Source organism: Ruegeria lacuscaerulensis (genome assembly GCF_013033355.1).
GTDB classification, from domain to species: domain Bacteria; phylum Pseudomonadota; class Alphaproteobacteria; order Rhodobacterales; family Rhodobacteraceae; genus Ruegeria; species Ruegeria lacuscaerulensis_A.
On the sequence record NZ_WQDY01000003.1, the window covers coordinates 46,489 to 59,869 of the forward strand.

At 57.9% G+C, this 13,381-nt stretch carries 15 protein-coding genes; 6 read left to right on the forward strand and 9 right to left on the reverse strand.

Annotation, left to right across the window (positions count from 1 at the left end; all coding sequences use genetic code 11):
• Nucleotides 1–25: 25 nt before the first annotated feature.
• Nucleotides 26–427 carry a MerR family transcriptional regulator gene (locus GOW48_RS06325; protein ID WP_170354704.1) on the reverse strand — a complete coding sequence of 134 codons (402 nt, stop codon included), beginning with the start codon at nucleotides 425–427 and terminating at the stop codon, nucleotides 26–28.
• Nucleotides 428–723: 296 nt separating this feature from the next.
• Nucleotides 724–1,092 (reverse strand): MerR family transcriptional regulator, encoded by a 369-nt coding sequence (locus tag GOW48_RS06330; RefSeq protein ID WP_170354703.1) that lies wholly within the window; start codon nucleotides 1,090–1,092, stop codon nucleotides 724–726.
• Between the two features lie 113 nt (nucleotides 1,093–1,205).
• Here GOW48_RS06330 and GOW48_RS06335 point away from each other — a divergent pair, with 113 nt between their 5' ends.
• Genes GOW48_RS06335 through GOW48_RS06345 form a run of 3 tightly spaced genes read left to right on the forward strand, consistent with a single transcriptional unit; the run spans nucleotide 1,206 to nucleotide 3,466 of the window.
• Nucleotides 1,206–1,625: a PaaI family thioesterase gene (locus GOW48_RS06335; protein ID WP_170752309.1), complete on the forward strand. Its 420-nt coding sequence runs from the start codon at nucleotides 1,206–1,208 to the stop codon at nucleotides 1,623–1,625.
• A complete protein-coding gene (locus GOW48_RS06340; protein ID WP_170752311.1) occupies nucleotides 1,625–2,143 on the forward strand; it encodes a PaaI family thioesterase in 519 nt (172 codons plus the stop codon). Before GOW48_RS06335 ends, GOW48_RS06340 begins: the two co-directional genes overlap by 1 nt.
• 6 nt (nucleotides 2,144–2,149) lie before the next feature.
• Nucleotides 2,150–3,466, forward strand: coding sequence for an MATE family efflux transporter (locus GOW48_RS06345; RefSeq protein WP_170752313.1), 1,317 nt, complete (start codon nucleotides 2,150–2,152; stop codon nucleotides 3,464–3,466).
• Here the strand turns inward: GOW48_RS06345 and arsC are convergent.
• The 4 genes from arsC to GOW48_RS06365 are packed head-to-tail and all read right to left on the reverse strand — an operon-like array spanning nucleotide 3,463 to nucleotide 5,622.
• The gene (arsC, locus tag GOW48_RS06350) at nucleotides 3,463–3,804 is read right to left on the reverse strand and encodes an arsenate reductase (glutaredoxin) (protein WP_170752315.1); all 342 of its coding nucleotides are present in this window, start codon (nucleotides 3,802–3,804) and stop codon (nucleotides 3,463–3,465) included. The genes GOW48_RS06345 and arsC overlap by 4 nt on opposite strands.
• Nucleotides 3,801–4,859: a quinone-dependent dihydroorotate dehydrogenase gene (locus GOW48_RS06355; protein ID WP_170752318.1), complete on the reverse strand. Its 1,059-nt coding sequence runs from the start codon at nucleotides 4,857–4,859 to the stop codon at nucleotides 3,801–3,803. Before GOW48_RS06355 ends, arsC begins: the two co-directional genes overlap by 4 nt.
• Nucleotides 4,856–5,287, reverse strand: coding sequence for a DUF1330 domain-containing protein (locus GOW48_RS06360; protein ID WP_170752319.1), 432 nt, complete (start codon nucleotides 5,285–5,287; stop codon nucleotides 4,856–4,858). Before GOW48_RS06360 ends, GOW48_RS06355 begins: the two co-directional genes overlap by 4 nt.
• Nucleotides 5,284–5,622 carry a DUF952 domain-containing protein gene (locus GOW48_RS06365; RefSeq protein WP_170752321.1) on the reverse strand — a complete coding sequence of 113 codons (339 nt, stop codon included), beginning with the start codon at nucleotides 5,620–5,622 and terminating at the stop codon, nucleotides 5,284–5,286. The genes GOW48_RS06360 and GOW48_RS06365 overlap by 4 nt, the downstream gene beginning before the upstream one ends.
• 108 nt (nucleotides 5,623–5,730) lie before the next feature.
• On the opposite strand from GOW48_RS06365, the gene GOW48_RS06370 reads away from it, so the two are divergent.
• Nucleotides 5,731–7,314 carry a bifunctional metallophosphatase/5'-nucleotidase gene (locus GOW48_RS06370; RefSeq protein WP_170752323.1) on the forward strand — a complete coding sequence of 528 codons (1,584 nt, stop codon included), beginning with the start codon at nucleotides 5,731–5,733 and terminating at the stop codon, nucleotides 7,312–7,314.
• Nucleotides 7,315–7,364: 50 nt separating this feature from the next.
• Here the strand turns inward: GOW48_RS06370 and GOW48_RS06375 are convergent, their stop codons facing one another.
• Nucleotides 7,365–9,017: a tetratricopeptide repeat-containing sulfotransferase family protein gene (locus tag GOW48_RS06375; RefSeq protein ID WP_170752325.1), complete on the reverse strand. Its 1,653-nt coding sequence runs from the start codon at nucleotides 9,015–9,017 to the stop codon at nucleotides 7,365–7,367.
• A 55-nt stretch (nucleotides 9,018–9,072) separates the two neighbouring features.
• Between GOW48_RS06375 and GOW48_RS06380 the strand changes: the two genes are divergently transcribed.
• Both GOW48_RS06380 and mnmH read left to right on the forward strand, forming a co-directional pair.
• Nucleotides 9,073–9,738, forward strand: a complete 666-nt coding sequence (locus GOW48_RS06380; RefSeq protein ID WP_170752980.1) for an SOS response-associated peptidase — start codon at nucleotides 9,073–9,075, stop codon at nucleotides 9,736–9,738.
• A 44-nt stretch (nucleotides 9,739–9,782) separates the two neighbouring features.
• The gene (gene mnmH / locus GOW48_RS06385) at nucleotides 9,783–10,835 is read left to right on the forward strand and encodes a tRNA 2-selenouridine(34) synthase MnmH (protein WP_170752327.1); all 1,053 of its coding nucleotides are present in this window, start codon (nucleotides 9,783–9,785) and stop codon (nucleotides 10,833–10,835) included.
• Here mnmH and selD read toward each other — a convergent pair.
• Nucleotides 10,830–12,986 (reverse strand): selenide, water dikinase SelD, encoded by a 2,157-nt coding sequence (selD, locus tag GOW48_RS06390; protein WP_170752329.1) that lies wholly within the window; start codon nucleotides 12,984–12,986, stop codon nucleotides 10,830–10,832. The two genes, mnmH and selD, sit on opposite strands and share 6 nt — an antisense overlap.
• Nucleotides 12,987–12,991: 5 nt before the next feature.
• Nucleotides 12,992–13,378: a Na+/H+ antiporter subunit G gene (locus GOW48_RS06395; RefSeq protein WP_170354691.1), complete on the reverse strand. Its 387-nt coding sequence runs from the start codon at nucleotides 13,376–13,378 to the stop codon at nucleotides 12,992–12,994.
• Nucleotides 13,379–13,381: the final 3 nt, after the last annotated feature.

Here is a 13,381-nt window from a genome sequence, read left to right on the forward strand (position 1 = left end):
GTCCGGTGATTGGAACCGCCGGGAGTTACTCGGCGGCCTTTTTGTCGTTTTTCATCGAGGCGATCACTTTCTCGCCCCAACGCAACTGTTCTTTCAGATCGTCGATCGCCTGGGTCAGTTCTTCCCTGCGTGCTTCCATGTCGGCTAAGCGTTCACGGGCGATCTCAAATGTGCGGGTCATCTGGGTCATCTGCTGATCACCCACATGATAAAGGTCCAGCAACTGCCGGATTTCCTCGAGGCTGAACCCAAAACGCTTACCGCGCAGGATCAGTTTCAGACGGGCGCGGTCACGTTTGGTGAACAGACGTTTCTGTCCTTCACGGATCGGGAACAGCAGTTCCTTGGCCTCGTAAAACCGCAAAGTTCGCGGCGTGACATCATAAGTCTCGCACATTTCACGAATGGTCATCAGATCTTCGGTCATGGCTTCAGCACTCTTGTTCACTGGCGTTGATGTGGTTCAGTTGCGCAGTTTGTGCGCCACTTACAACACGGAGATGGCGTTCGCGTAATCCAAACGCTACGTCACAAATAAGTTGACGTAACTTCCGTTTGCGTCAAGTTGATTTGAGGTTGGACGGTCGTTACGTCACGTCACGAATAGTGTCGGAAACAACCAGATTGGGGCGTGGAGGCGCAACAAAAATAGCCCTGCCAGTCAACAGCGCGACAGCAGGGTCGAAAGGAATAGCACTATATCGAAGGGCTGGGTAGCCGCGATCAGTTCAGGGATTTCGCGGTCTGATCGCGCATCTGTTTCAGGGCGTCGATCGCATCGTCAAGCTGTTGTTTCTGTGAATTCAGCTCGATCAGTTGAAGGTCAGCCATCTCGACAAACGTCTTCATCTGCGCCTGATTCCCCTGATCTTCGTAGATCAGCAACCACTGCCGGATGTCTTCCAGAGGGAACCCGTATTTGCGCCCCCGCATGATCAACGTCATACGCGCACATTCGCGCGGACCGTAAAACCGCGAGCGGCCTTCACGATCGGGCTGCAAAAGCTCGATATATTCATAGTAACGCAGGGTGCGCGGGGTCACATCGAACTCGGCACACATCTCTTTGAATGACAAACGGTCGTCGGACATTCCTGATCTCCTCTGCGGCAGCCTATGACCTGTCGGCTTCAAGCGCAACAGGCGGGCTTGCTCTTTTGCGGGTCACACGCTCATAAAGGGATAAATCAAGAGGACACAAGCAGATGGTCGACAAAGCCGCTATCGCACGCCAGTTCATCGAAGCGATTCCGCATGCTCGCGCGTTGGGTATGAAGCTGAACAAAATCGGGAATGGCGAGGCTGAAATAACGATGCCGTATAATGCCGAACTGGTCGGCGATCCGCGCACTGGCGTCATTCACGGAGGTGCGGTTTTTGCAGTACTAGATACGTGCTGCGGAGCCGCCGTCATGAGCCATCCTGCCGCCCCCGGCGGTACGGCTACGATTGACCTGAGAATAGACTATATGAGGGCTGCGACGCCGGGTCAGAGCATCACGACCCACGCTATGTGCTACCACTTGACCCGCAATGTCGCCTTTGTGCGCGCGACCGCGATGGACGAGGATCAGGAGTTGCCTGTTGCCACAGCCTCGGGGTCTTTCACGGTGGAGGGTTTGTGATGGCGCGGCAACGTCCCGAACCCATGCAGGTGGTCAAGCACAGGCGCGATGCGGCACTGAACGCGATCGTCGATGGTGTCCCCTTTATTCGGTTCCTCAATATTGCCTTCGACCGGCGCGGGGACGAGCTGACCGGAGTGCTGAATTTTGACGAAAAGTTGATCGGAAATCCCCTGCTTCCAGCCCTGCACGGCGGGGTCACTGCCGCTTTTCTCGAAGTGACGGCCGTCATCACGCTGAGTTGGGAGTACTTCCTGCCCAGTATCGAAAGCGGTGAATTGGACGCCGATGCAATCGTCAAGGACGAGTCGATCCGGTTTCCAAAAACGGTCGACTTCACGGTCGACTATTTGCGATCGGGTTTGCCACGCGACGCCTATGCCCGTGCTTTTGTCAGCCGATCGGGGCGGCGTTATGCATCGGTTAGGGTCGAAGCGTGGCAGGACAACCACGCGCGTCCCTATGCGCAGGCATCGGGGCATTTCCTGATGCCGCAACCTAAGGCCAAGGATAGCTAGAACACCATGCAGGACGCTTCGGCACCTATAACGCATGGACGGGTGCTGAAGATTGCCCTTCCTATCGTGTTGTCAAACGCAACCGTTCCGATTTTGGGCGCGGTCGATACCGGCGTTGTGGGTCAGATGGGGCAGGCGGCACCCATCGGAGCCGTCGGCATGGGTGCTGTCATCCTGTCTGCGATCTATTGGATCTTCGGGTTTTTGCGCATGGGCACCACCGGTCTTGCAGCGCAGGCGCGCGGGGCGGGCGACACGGCCGAGACCGGAGCGCTGTTGATGCGCGGCCTGCTTCTGGGCGGTGCGGCGGGTCTTGTCTTTATCGTTACGCAAGTGTGGGTGTTCTGGGGGGCCTTCGCGCTGTCCCCGGCCAGTCCCGAGGTCGAGTCCCTGACTCGCGCATACCTTGAAATTCGGATCTGGGGGGCGCCGGCGACAATAGCGCTTTATGCCGTGACCGGCTGGTTGATTGCAATCGAACGCACGCGCGGCGTGTTCCTGCTTCAGATCTGGATGAACGGGTTGAACATCCTGTTGGACCTATGGTTCGTTCTGGGGTTGGGCTGGGGTGTCGAAGGTGTCGCCATCGCCACTTTGATCGCCGAGTGGACTGGTCTGGCGTTGGGTCTGTGGCTGTGTCGCACCGCGTTCGGTGGCAATCAGTGGCGCGACTGGCCCCGCATATTCAACGCCGCGCGTTTGCGTCGGATGGTGCAGGTGAATACCGATATCATGATCCGATCGGTCCTGTTGACGGGTTCTTTCACCACCTTTCTGTTCGTGGGCTCGGATCTGGGCGACGTCAATCTGGCGGCCAATCAGGTCCTTCTGCAGTTTCTTGAGATCACCGCCTTTGCGCTGGACGGATTCGCCTTTTCAGCCGAGGCGTTGGTGGGTGGCGCAGTGGGTGCGCGGGACCGGTATCAGGTGCGGCGGGCTTCGGTCATGGCGTCTCAGTGGGGGGTAGGGGGTGCTTTCGCGCTGGGCGCGGTATTCTACCTTGCCGGGCCTGCGCTGATCGACCTTATGTCTACCTCTCCCGAGGTCCGTCTGGCCGCGCGAGAATACCTGATCTGGGCGGCGCTGGCCCCGGTGATCGGAGTGGCTAGCTGGATGTTCGACGGCATCTATATCGGGGCAACCTGGACGCGGGATATGCGCAACGCGATGATCCAGTCGGTTGCAATCTACGTGGTTGCCCTGTTCGTACTGGTGCCGACTCTGGGCAATCACGGCCTTTGGGCCGCGTTGATGGTTCTGAACATCGCGCGGGGATTGACCTTGGGCTGGCGCTATCCCCGGCTTGAGGCGCAGATCGCTTAAAGCAGGTCCAGCAGGTTCTCGGGCGGGCGGCCGATGGCGGCCTTGTCGCCATTGATCGCCAGAGGACGCTCGATCAGGATCGGGTGTTTCGCCATGGCCGCGATCAATGCGTCCTCTGACGTGGTTTTGGTCAGCCCGAGTTCCTTGAACTGTTTCTCGCCCGTCCGCATCATGTCGATGGCGGGTACGTTCAAAAGGGCCAGTGTTGCGCGCAACTCATCCGCCGAGGGCGCGTCTTCAAGGTATTTCCGCACCTCGACCTGCGCGCCTTTTTCCTCAAGCAACGCCAGCCCTGCGCGGGATTTGGAACAGCGGGGGTTGTGCCAATATTCGATCATAGCCAGTTCTCACGTTTGCTGCCCATAGCCTGTGCGACCGTGTCGAACCCGTCGCGCGCCAGAAGTTTGTCCAACCCTTGCGCGATCTCAGCGGCCAGTGAAATGCCGCCATAAACCATCGCCGTGTAGAACTGCACGGCAGAGGCTCCGGCGCAAATCTTGGCATAGGCCTGTTCCGCCGTACTGATCCCGCCAACACCGATCAGGGGGATCTGGCCGTCGGTCAACTGGTTCAATCTCGCCAATACGCGGGTGGATTTGTCGAACAGAGGTGCTCCGGACAGACCTCCGGCTTGATCCTTGTGAACACTGCGCAGACCGTCGCGGGACAGGGTGGTATTGGTGGCGATCAACGCATCCACGCCGGTTTCGCGAGCGACCTCGGCGATATCCTGCAGCTCGTCTTCGGTCAGATCGGGGGCGATCTTCAGGAACACAGGCAGGATGCGCGGTAGAGCATCGCGGGTCTCGATCACTCCCGCCAGCAACGCGCTTAGCGCGGCCTTGCCCTGCAGGTCGCGCAGTTTCTCGGTATTGGGGGACGAAACATTGACCGTCGCGAAATCCAGATGCGCTGCGCAATGGGCCAGCACCTTGGCAAAATCGCCGGGGCGGTCGTCGCTGTCCTTGTTCGCACCCAGGTTCAGGCCGATCACCGCGTCTTTGGGACGATCCGCCAGACGTTGGGCCATGACCTCCATGCCTTCGTTGTTGAAGCCAAAGCGGTTGATGGCGGCCTTGTCTTCGCTCAGGCGAAACAGGCGGGGTTTGGGGTTGCCGGGCTGCGGGCGAGGGGTCACGGCGCCGACCTCGATAAACCCGAAGCCCACGCGAGACAGGGGTGTCAGAACCTCGCCGTTCTTGTCGAACCCAGCGGCCAGCCCGACCGGGTTGGGCAGGTCAAGCCCAGCCACCTGCGTGCGCAATCGGGACGAGGTCACAGGACCGGGCGCAGGGGCAAGGCCCGCTTTCAACGCCTTTATCGACATCCCATGCGCGGCTTCCGGATCCATCCGGTGCAGGGCGGCAAGGCCCAGTTTCTCGGTCAGTTTCATCCGAAGCTCTCTCTGCTTTGGGTCGGAGCGCAACGGATCAGGCGCGACGTGTCCACCGCCGCCTGACGATGCACGACCGCTTTTTGGTAGTCCGGGTCTGTGACCATTTCCATGAACGCATGGGCGGTGGGATAGCGGGCGATAAAGACTGCGTCCCAAACCTCGTCCTGCGGGCCGATCAGAGTTGTTTGAAACGCGCCGCTCCATAAAATATGCGCGCCGATTCGAGCGATGATCGGGGCCGTCTCGGCCCCGTAGTTGCGATAGGCCTGCGCGCCGGTCAGACCGGCATCGGCCAGATCATGGTCATCCGGGTACGCGGCCTTGAAGCGGAATTTCACCAGATTGAGCATCTCGATCGGATGATCACGGTCCAGATTCTTGAACGCCTCGAACTGAGCGCGCTCGGGGTCGATGTAGCGGGTCATTCCATCTCCTCGGGGAACTGGTGGGCCTGCCCGTCATAGGGCAAAGGTTCAGCCCAAAGCACATCTGTCATCCTGATCTGTCGGTAGAGATGCGGGAACAGCGCGCCCCCGCGCGAGACCTCCCACTTCAAGTCGTCCCCCAACGCCTCGGCGTCACAAGCCAGCAATGTCAAACCGTCGACCCCAGCGAAGTGCTTGGCGGCCGTCTCGGCCGCCTGTTCCGCTGTCGAGAAATGGACATACCCGTCGGAAACATCAATCGGAGCGCCATCTGTCGCCCCGTTGAATTGCAACGCGGCCCATTCGTCGGACCGGAAAATCTTGTAAATCAGCATAGGGCCGTGATGCCCCGCGCGGCAGGTAGAATCAAGCCGGATTTCCCCCTTTGACTCTTCCCGCAACACGGCGCACCATCACGGCAAATAACAATAGGGAGTTTGAATATGTTCACCCGTTTGCTGACATCGGCCGCCGTTCTGGGCCTGACCGCAGGCATGGCCGCGGCCGAGTACAAGCTGACCATTCTTCACACCAATGATATCCACAGTCGTATCGAATCGATCAACAAATACGATTCAACCTGTGACGCCGAGGACGAAGCCGAGGGTAAGTGCTTTGGTGGTATGGCGCGGTTGAAGACGGCAATTGACGGGCGCCGCGATGCGTTGAACGGACAAAACGTTCTGGTGCTGGATGCAGGCGATCCGTTTCAAGGCTCGCTTTTCTATACCACCTATAAAGGTGCGGCCGAGGCAGAGTTCATGGAGGCCATCGGTTACGACGCGATGGCGGTCGGCAACCACGAATTCGACGATGGCCCCGAAGGTCTGGCGGCTTTCATTGACGCGGTGAGTTTTCCCGTAATTTCCGGCAACCTTGATCTGTCATCTTCGGCAGATTTGAAAGATCGCGTACAACAGCATCTGGTTCTGGATGTCGGCGGGCAAAAGGTTGGTATCGTATCCGCTTTGGCAACCGATACCGTAGATACATCCAGCCCCGGCAAGGACGTTCTGTTCCAAGATGAAATCGATAGCCTGACAGCAGATGTAGAGGCGTTGCAGGCCGAAGGTGTCGACATTGTCATTGCACTGAACCATGTCGGTCTGGCCAAGGACATCGAAATTGCCGAGAAGGTCCCGGGGCTTGATTTGGTCATCGGCGGGCACTCGCATACGTTGCTGTCGAATACGCAAGAAGGGGCCGCCGGATCTTATCCTCTGATGGTAGGCGATGTGCCCGTGGTTCAGGCTTACGCTTATTCCAAGTATCTGGGTGAGGTCACTCTGACTTTTGACGATGATGGAAACCTGGTTTCGGCAGAAGGCGAACCGATCCTGTTGGATGCGTCTGTGACGCCGGATCCGGACATCGCTGCACAAGTCGCCGAGATGGGCGCACCGATTGAAGAGATGAAGAAACGAGTCGTCGCCAGCTCGGCTGCGTCGATCGAAGGCAATCGCGATGTATGCCGGGTTCAGGAATGTGAAATGGGCAACCTCGTTGCAGATGCAATGCTGGCGCGCGTCGCGGATCAGGGTGCCCAGATTGCGATTGCAAACTCAGGCGGCCTGCGCGCGTCAATCGACGAGGGTGAAGTGACCATGGGCGAAGTCCTGACTGTTCTTCCATTCCAGAACACTCTTTCGACTTTCGAGATCAGCGGTCAGGGTGTCATCGATGCGCTGGAAAATGGTGTGAGCCAGGTCGAAGAGGTCAAAGGTCGTTTCCCTCAGGTGGCCGGCATGACCTTTACGTGGGACCCATCGGTTGCGCCTAACGAGGGACGTATCACCGAAGTTATGGTGGCCAAGGATGGCGGCTATGTGCCGATTGATCCGGAAGCGACTTACCTTGTGGTGACCAACAACTATGTTCGCAATGGCGGCGACGGATACAAAATGTTCGAGGGTGACGACAAGAACGCCTATGATTTTGGCCCGGATCTGGCGGATGTAACTGCTGAATATCTTGCGGAAAACGCGCCTTACACGCCGTACGTGGACGGGCGCATCAAGCAGAAGTAACCCGTTATACTATTGGAAAAGGCCGCGCCATGCTGCGCGGCCTTTTTTGGTCAGTCAAAATCGTATTCTGGCCAAAGCTCGGGATCGAGGCCTTGCAACATCGGCTGAAGGTGGTCGGATACACTGCGCCAGCCGCCGATCGACTTAGTTGAAATCTTCTTACGCACCTGATCGATGCTAGCCGTCCTGACCTGCTTGGTGTTTTCCTCCGGATGCATCATCGTCTCGGTCCACTCGAGGTCACAGAACGCAGCAACCTGTTGGCTGTAAGTCTTTGGGTCTTCAACCAGTTTTTCGTATTGGACTGTCAGTATTCGGTCGCCAAACACCGTGTTCCAATGCGTCATGTAGCGTCGATACATATTCGCGGTATGCGCGATCGCCTTTTGGTTCGAGGCATACCGCATTCCACCCGCTGGAAAGCGCCTGATCCATTTTGACAAGCCGACGTCCCGCGGATCCCGAAGCATGTTAATGATCTTTGCGTTCGGAAAAGCTGCCAGCAAGAATCCAATTCGCTGGAAATTGTGTGGCATCTTGTCGACAAACGCGACCGATCCTTCTGGGATTGGGGGCATCAGGGCGCGAAAGTCGTGTGCGAACTCGCTTGCATTCTGCGAGCTGAAAGCATGAGACGCCTGCTCAAAATCACGCGAGAGATCGGCGGCCACTGTCAGCTCGCCACATCCTGCAACCCCGGGGGCAGAACTGAGCATCATCTCCATCAAGGTCGTACCCGAACGGGGCTGTCCCAGAACGAAGATTGGTACAGGGCTTTCGCTTATATCAGAGGATGGAAGATCGGTGTTTTCACGGAACTGCCCGGTGATCACTTCGAACTTTTGCTCTTCTGCCGCGAAATCGTACGGGATTGTTTCGTGTTGAATTGCGTTCGCGCGCTCGAATTGAGGCAGCGCAGCGCTAAGCCCCTGAGTTTTGGACAGCAAATGTGCCTTCGCAAATTCAAGCTCGGACAGCTTGTGTTCGCTATTTGCAATGGCTGTCTCAACCTTCTCGATTAAGTCGGGCGCACTGTCCTTGTTGGCCATTGTCGACAACTGAAGAAGTGAAAAAACGTGCTCGGGGTTTTGTGCCGTAATCTTACGCAGGATTTCACCGGCGGTTTCCTTGTCGCCGCTCTGGTGCAAATTGATTGCCTTTTGGAACGCGATGCTCTCGTTGTCCGGAGCAAGCTCGAAAGCTCGGGCAATGTCGCGCGTATTTTCTTCAACAAAGCCAATGCGCCCATAAGCTCTGGCGCGAGACGACAACAGGCTGGCATTGTCCGGGTCGCTCTCTAGCTTTTTGGTCGCGTTGTCGATGATGGCACGCCAGTTGCTACCCTTAAGCTCAATTTCGTCAATAACCCGGCTCAGCTCTTTGTTATTGGGAAATTTCTGCAGTTTTTGCTCGGCATACTCCAATGCTTTTGGAATTTGCCCGGTCTGCATCAAAGCGTTTGCAAGGTTTTCCGCAAACTGGGGATCGTTTGGCTTTCGTTTGGATGCCTCAACAAAATGTGGAATGGATTTTCGATACTGTTTCAACTCGGTCAGGACAAACCCGGAAATGGCGTGAAAATCCGTGTCAGCTGGAAATTTCTTCAGGCCCAACTGCGCCTTTTTCAGTGCCTGTTGAAGCTTGCCAGCCTCTAAAGCGGCCACAGCCTTGCCTTTTATGGTTTTCGCTGTTTGATTTTGCATGAGACCCCGTGAGAACCTTTGCCCGAACGAAACGAATATTGATGGTTCATCTCCTATGTGCGGACGGTTTGCAATAACTCTTCCAAACGACGCTATGGCGCAGCTGTTTTCAGCGCGGCCCGCGAATACGTTGCCCGCAGTGCCCAACTTTAACGTTTGCCCGACAAATCAAGTGCATGTGGTCCGCTCGGATCAGGACGGGCGCACCCTTGATCCCTTGCGCTGGGGTTTTATCCCGCACTGGTACAAAACTGAAACGGCCGGGCCGTTGCTAATCAATGCCCGGTCAGAAACCCTGGCTGAAAAACCTGCCTATCGCGCAGCCTGCCGTGAGAGGCGGTGTCTGATTGTAGCGACAGGGTTTTACGAATGGACGAAAACTCCAAACGGTGACCGCCTGCCATGGTATATCCATCGTCAGGATCAAGCGCCGATTGCTTTTGCGGGGGTCTGGCAGAATTGGGGCTCTGACGAGAACCGACAAGGGACATGCGCCATCGTGACCACGCCCGCCAACACGCGTCTTGGGGCCATTCATCACCGTATGCCATTGATCCTTGAACAACAGGACTGGCCAATGTGGCTGGGTGAGACCGGGAAAGGGGCCGCGCGACTTATGACGCCGGGTGCCGAAGATGTCCTGACATACCACCGCGTTGACCCGGTCGTGAATTCGAACCGGGCCAGCGGGTCGTCACTGATCGAGCCTCTGGTCGAATGACGGCCGTCCTTTTCAAGCCCGCTTGCGCAAGATAGATCGTTGGCATGGCTTTGACATTTAACAGTTTGCCCGATCTCTACGCGCACGAATTCGACACTGTGATTGACGTGCGCAGCCCCGCTGAATTCGCCGAGGATCACCTGCCGGGCGCCATCAGCCTTCCCGTTCTGGACAATGATGAGCGCGCGCGGGTCGGTACAATTTACGTGCAGCAAAGCCCATTTCTGGCGCGTAAACTGGGAGCTGCGCTGGTCTTCCGAAATGCCGCAAATCATATCGAAAACAGCCTGTCGCATCACGAAGGCGGTTGGAAGCCGCTGGTCTATTGCTGGCGCGGCGGTCAACGATCCGGGTCGTTTACTTGGATGTTGCAACAGATCGGTTGGCGGGCTGAGGTGGTTGAGGGCGGCTATCGGACATATCGCAGGCTGGTGAAGCGGTACCTCTATGATGATCCGTTGCCCCACTGCCTATATGCGTTGGATGGCTATACCGGAACTGCCAAGACGGAGCTACTTACGCTTCTCAAGGCCCAGGGCGTTCAAGTGCTGGACCTTGAAGGCTTGGCCAATCATCGAGGATCTTTGCTGGGCGAGATGCCCGGAGGACAACCCAGTCAAAAGGCCTTCGAATCCGCGCTGGCCTGTGCTCTGTGCAATCTGGATCCAAGCCGCCCGGTCGTTGTTGAGGCGGAATCGTCTAAAATCGGAACTCTGATCCTGCCGCCCTCGGTCTGGTCTGCTTTGCGCAACGCATCGCGCATACTTGTGCGGGCATCGATCGCGGCCCGGTCGGATTATCTTGTGTCCGCCTATGAGGATGTCCTGGCAGATACCGAACGGCTCAAGGATCGTCTGTCGCCATTGCGGTTCCACCGGGGCCATGACGTGGTCGATGGTTGGATCAAACTGATCGAGGCCGGAGACAAGCGTGCTTTGACCAGCGCTTTGATGCAGCAGCACTATGACCCGGCCTATACCAAGTCCAGCCGTACTCGGGTGTCGAACGTGATCGCAAGTATCGATGCTGCGTCATTGGACGCTGTAGGTCTGAGCGATGCAGCGGATCAGATCAAAGCGGTTTTGGACCAGCTATGAAAGCTGTAAGCCGGCCGTTTCCGTAATCTGTCCGATCACCACAGCTGGATACCCTGCCGCGCGCAGGCGCTCGCAAATTCCATGGGCGTGCTCGGCGCGGACGGCGGCCAATAAGCCTCCGGCGGTTTGCGGATCAAAAAGTAGGTCGGCCTTGCCGCCTTCGGGCAAATCCGGAGCCGTGACTCGGTTATCTGCAAACAGGGTCGAGCGCACTCCGGTCCGGGTCAGTTCCAGCGCGCCTTTCATCAAGGGAATTGCGTCCAAATCCAGTGTCGCGCCACACTCCGAGGCCTCGCACATACCTAGCAGATGCCCGGCCAGCCCAAACCCCGTCACATCGGTCATTGCATGGGCGTCGGCCAGAAGCCGGGCGGCCTCACCCTGCGGATGAACCATTTGGTCAAAGGCTTGCGCCACCCATTCACCTTTGGCCATCCCCGCCATTTCCGCGGCCATGATGACACCGCTGCCCAGTGGCTTGGTCAGGATCAAGGCGTCTTGCGTGCGGGCGCCGGACAGAGTGATCGGATCGCGCTCGCACAGCCCTGTCAACGTGAAGCCGATGGTCATTTCATCCCCCATCGAGCTGTGTCCGCCAACGATCTCGGCGCCGGCCTGTCGCATCACATCATCGGCGGTCGCCAGGATCTCGGCCATCGTGCGGTGCTGCAGGTCAGCAGACATACGAGGCAGAATAAGCGTTGCCGTCGCAGCCTGCGGCGCGGCCCCCATCGCCCAGATATCCCCCAACGCGTGAACCGCAGCTATACGGGTCATCATTGCCGGATCATCGGTCACAGCCCGCAGGTGATCCGAGGTCATCACCTGGCGCGTGCCACCGGTTGTTAGAACTGCGGCGTCGTCGCCGGGCAGCGATAAGACGTCTGGCCTTTCCGATCGGGGCAGCGCCGACAGGGCAGACCGCAATGCGCCACGGCCAACCTTGGCTCCACAACCACCGCACATGGGTTTGTTACCAGCGGTTTCGGCAAGTCCAGCCGCGTGCTGTGCCGGTAGAGCAGTCTGTGCCATTTCAGGCAGGTTGCGGAATTTGTTCATAAAAGACTGGTCGATGTGGTTTTTCCAACGCCACATCAACGGGCCGCTGAACGATGTTCCCAACCTCTCCCCCAGTGCGGATTTTCCGCCCAACGAGATTAGTTTCAAATAGTCTTTTTGGGGTGCATAGCGGCGCATTTTTCCGGCCCCAAGCGCGGCTCGGAGGTTCTTGAACAGGATTGGCGCCTCGCGGACTGCATAAACACCTGCCTTGGGACGGGGGTTTTCGGACAGATGGGCGCAATCCCCGGCCGCAAAAATAGCCGGATCGCTGGATTGCAACTGGCCGTTTACGGAAATAAATCCGTCTTGCAGATCAAGCTCTGTGTCGGCGACCCAGCTGTAAGGGCGTGCGCCTGCTGCGCCGGTTACGAAACCTGCGGGAACTATGCGCCCATCTTTCAGTGCGACATGATCGTTTGTGATCCTGTCGATTTCGGCGCCTTCAATCACGTCGACGCCAAGCTCATCCATGGTACGGCGGATAGTGGCGGCGGCCTTTTCCCCAGTCGCGGTCAGAGCTTTCGCATTGTCGATCAGGGTGACCTGCGCCGTTCGACCTTTGGCCTTTAGGGCGTGGGCCATTGCCATGACCAGTTCTACCCCTGCGACGCCGCCTCCGATCACGGTAACAGCGGCAGGGCCAGTGCCGTCCAGATAGGCCGCCCATTGTGCAGCAAAGGGGCCAAGCGGTTTCGCGGGGATGGCGTGTTCGGCAAAACCGGGCAGTGTCGGCATGTCAGAGGTGATCCCCACATTCACCGACGCCACATCGAACGCGACCGGAGGACGTCCGGGGACATGGACGGTACGGTTTTTGCTGTCGATGCCCTGAACGGCCCCCAATATAACTCGCGCGCCTGCGAAACGGGCCAGTTTAACAAGATCGATATCCAGTTCCCAACGCTCATAGTGACCGGCGACAAACCCCGGCAGCATGCCGGAATATGGCGCAGTCGGGCCGGGGTTGATCACGGTGACGCGCGCGCCGGGCAGGGGGTTCATCCCCCACATGCGCAGTAGCAGCGCATGCGTGTGGCCTCCGCCAATGAGAACCAGATCACGGGTCAGGGGCAGCGGAGGCATGTGCATGGTTATCAGGTCTTGCTGTGGTCCGGGACGTCTTCGACCTGTTCGACCGCGTGGGTGGCCCAAAGCTCATCCTCGCCAGCATCCGGCAGATCGTCAGGCTTTTCATGGCGGTGAATATGCCATTTGGCAATGAACAGGGCCGTGATCGGGGCAGTCAGGAACAAAAACAGAGTGATCAGCAGTTCATGAAGGGACAGCTTGCCTTCCAGAAGTACCGAGTGGCAGATTGAGGCCAGCAAAACGCCGCCCACCCCCAAAGTGGTCGCCTTGGTCGGTGCGTGCAGGCGCGACATCGGGTCTTTTAACTTGATCATCCCAAACGAGCCGACAAATCCAAAGATGCCCGAGATAACCAGAAAGAAGGCGATCAACAGTTCGAAAATGAATGTCATTCC

Excerpts from the sequence above, each read along its gene's own strand:
- GOW48_RS06395 (WP_170354691.1), bottom strand. The coding sequence starts at position 13,378 with ATGACATTCATTTTCGAACTGTTGATCGCCTTCTTTCTGGTTATCTCG.
- arsC (WP_170752315.1), bottom strand. The coding sequence starts at position 3,804 with ATGATCGAATATTGGCACAACCCCCGCTGTTCCAAATCCCGCGCAGGG.
- GOW48_RS06355 (WP_170752318.1), bottom strand. The coding sequence starts at position 4,859 with ATGAAACTGACCGAGAAACTGGGCCTTGCCGCCCTGCACCGGATGGAT.
- GOW48_RS06365 (WP_170752321.1), bottom strand. The coding sequence starts at position 5,622 with ATGCTGATTTACAAGATTTTCCGGTCCGACGAATGGGCCGCGTTGCAA.
- GOW48_RS06325 (WP_170354704.1), bottom strand. The coding sequence starts at position 427 with ATGACCGAAGATCTGATGACCATTCGTGAAATGTGCGAGACTTATGAT.
- GOW48_RS06360 (WP_170752319.1), bottom strand. The coding sequence starts at position 5,287 with ATGACCCGCTACATCGACCCCGAGCGCGCTCAGTTCGAGGCGTTCAAG.
- mnmH (WP_170752327.1), top strand. The coding sequence starts at position 9,783 with ATGGCTTTGACATTTAACAGTTTGCCCGATCTCTACGCGCACGAATTC.
- GOW48_RS06345 (WP_170752313.1), top strand. The coding sequence starts at position 2,150 with ATGCAGGACGCTTCGGCACCTATAACGCATGGACGGGTGCTGAAGATT.
- GOW48_RS06380 (WP_170752980.1), top strand. The coding sequence starts at position 9,073 with ATGTGCGGACGGTTTGCAATAACTCTTCCAAACGACGCTATGGCGCAG.
- GOW48_RS06370 (WP_170752323.1), top strand. The coding sequence starts at position 5,731 with ATGTTCACCCGTTTGCTGACATCGGCCGCCGTTCTGGGCCTGACCGCA.
- GOW48_RS06330 (WP_170354703.1), bottom strand. The coding sequence starts at position 1,092 with ATGTCCGACGACCGTTTGTCATTCAAAGAGATGTGTGCCGAGTTCGAT.
- GOW48_RS06375 (WP_170752325.1), bottom strand. The coding sequence starts at position 9,017 with ATGCAAAATCAAACAGCGAAAACCATAAAAGGCAAGGCTGTGGCCGCT.
- GOW48_RS06340 (WP_170752311.1), top strand. The coding sequence starts at position 1,625 with ATGGCGCGGCAACGTCCCGAACCCATGCAGGTGGTCAAGCACAGGCGC.
- GOW48_RS06335 (WP_170752309.1), top strand. The coding sequence starts at position 1,206 with ATGGTCGACAAAGCCGCTATCGCACGCCAGTTCATCGAAGCGATTCCG.
- selD (WP_170752329.1), bottom strand. The coding sequence starts at position 12,986 with ATGCACATGCCTCCGCTGCCCCTGACCCGTGATCTGGTTCTCATTGGC.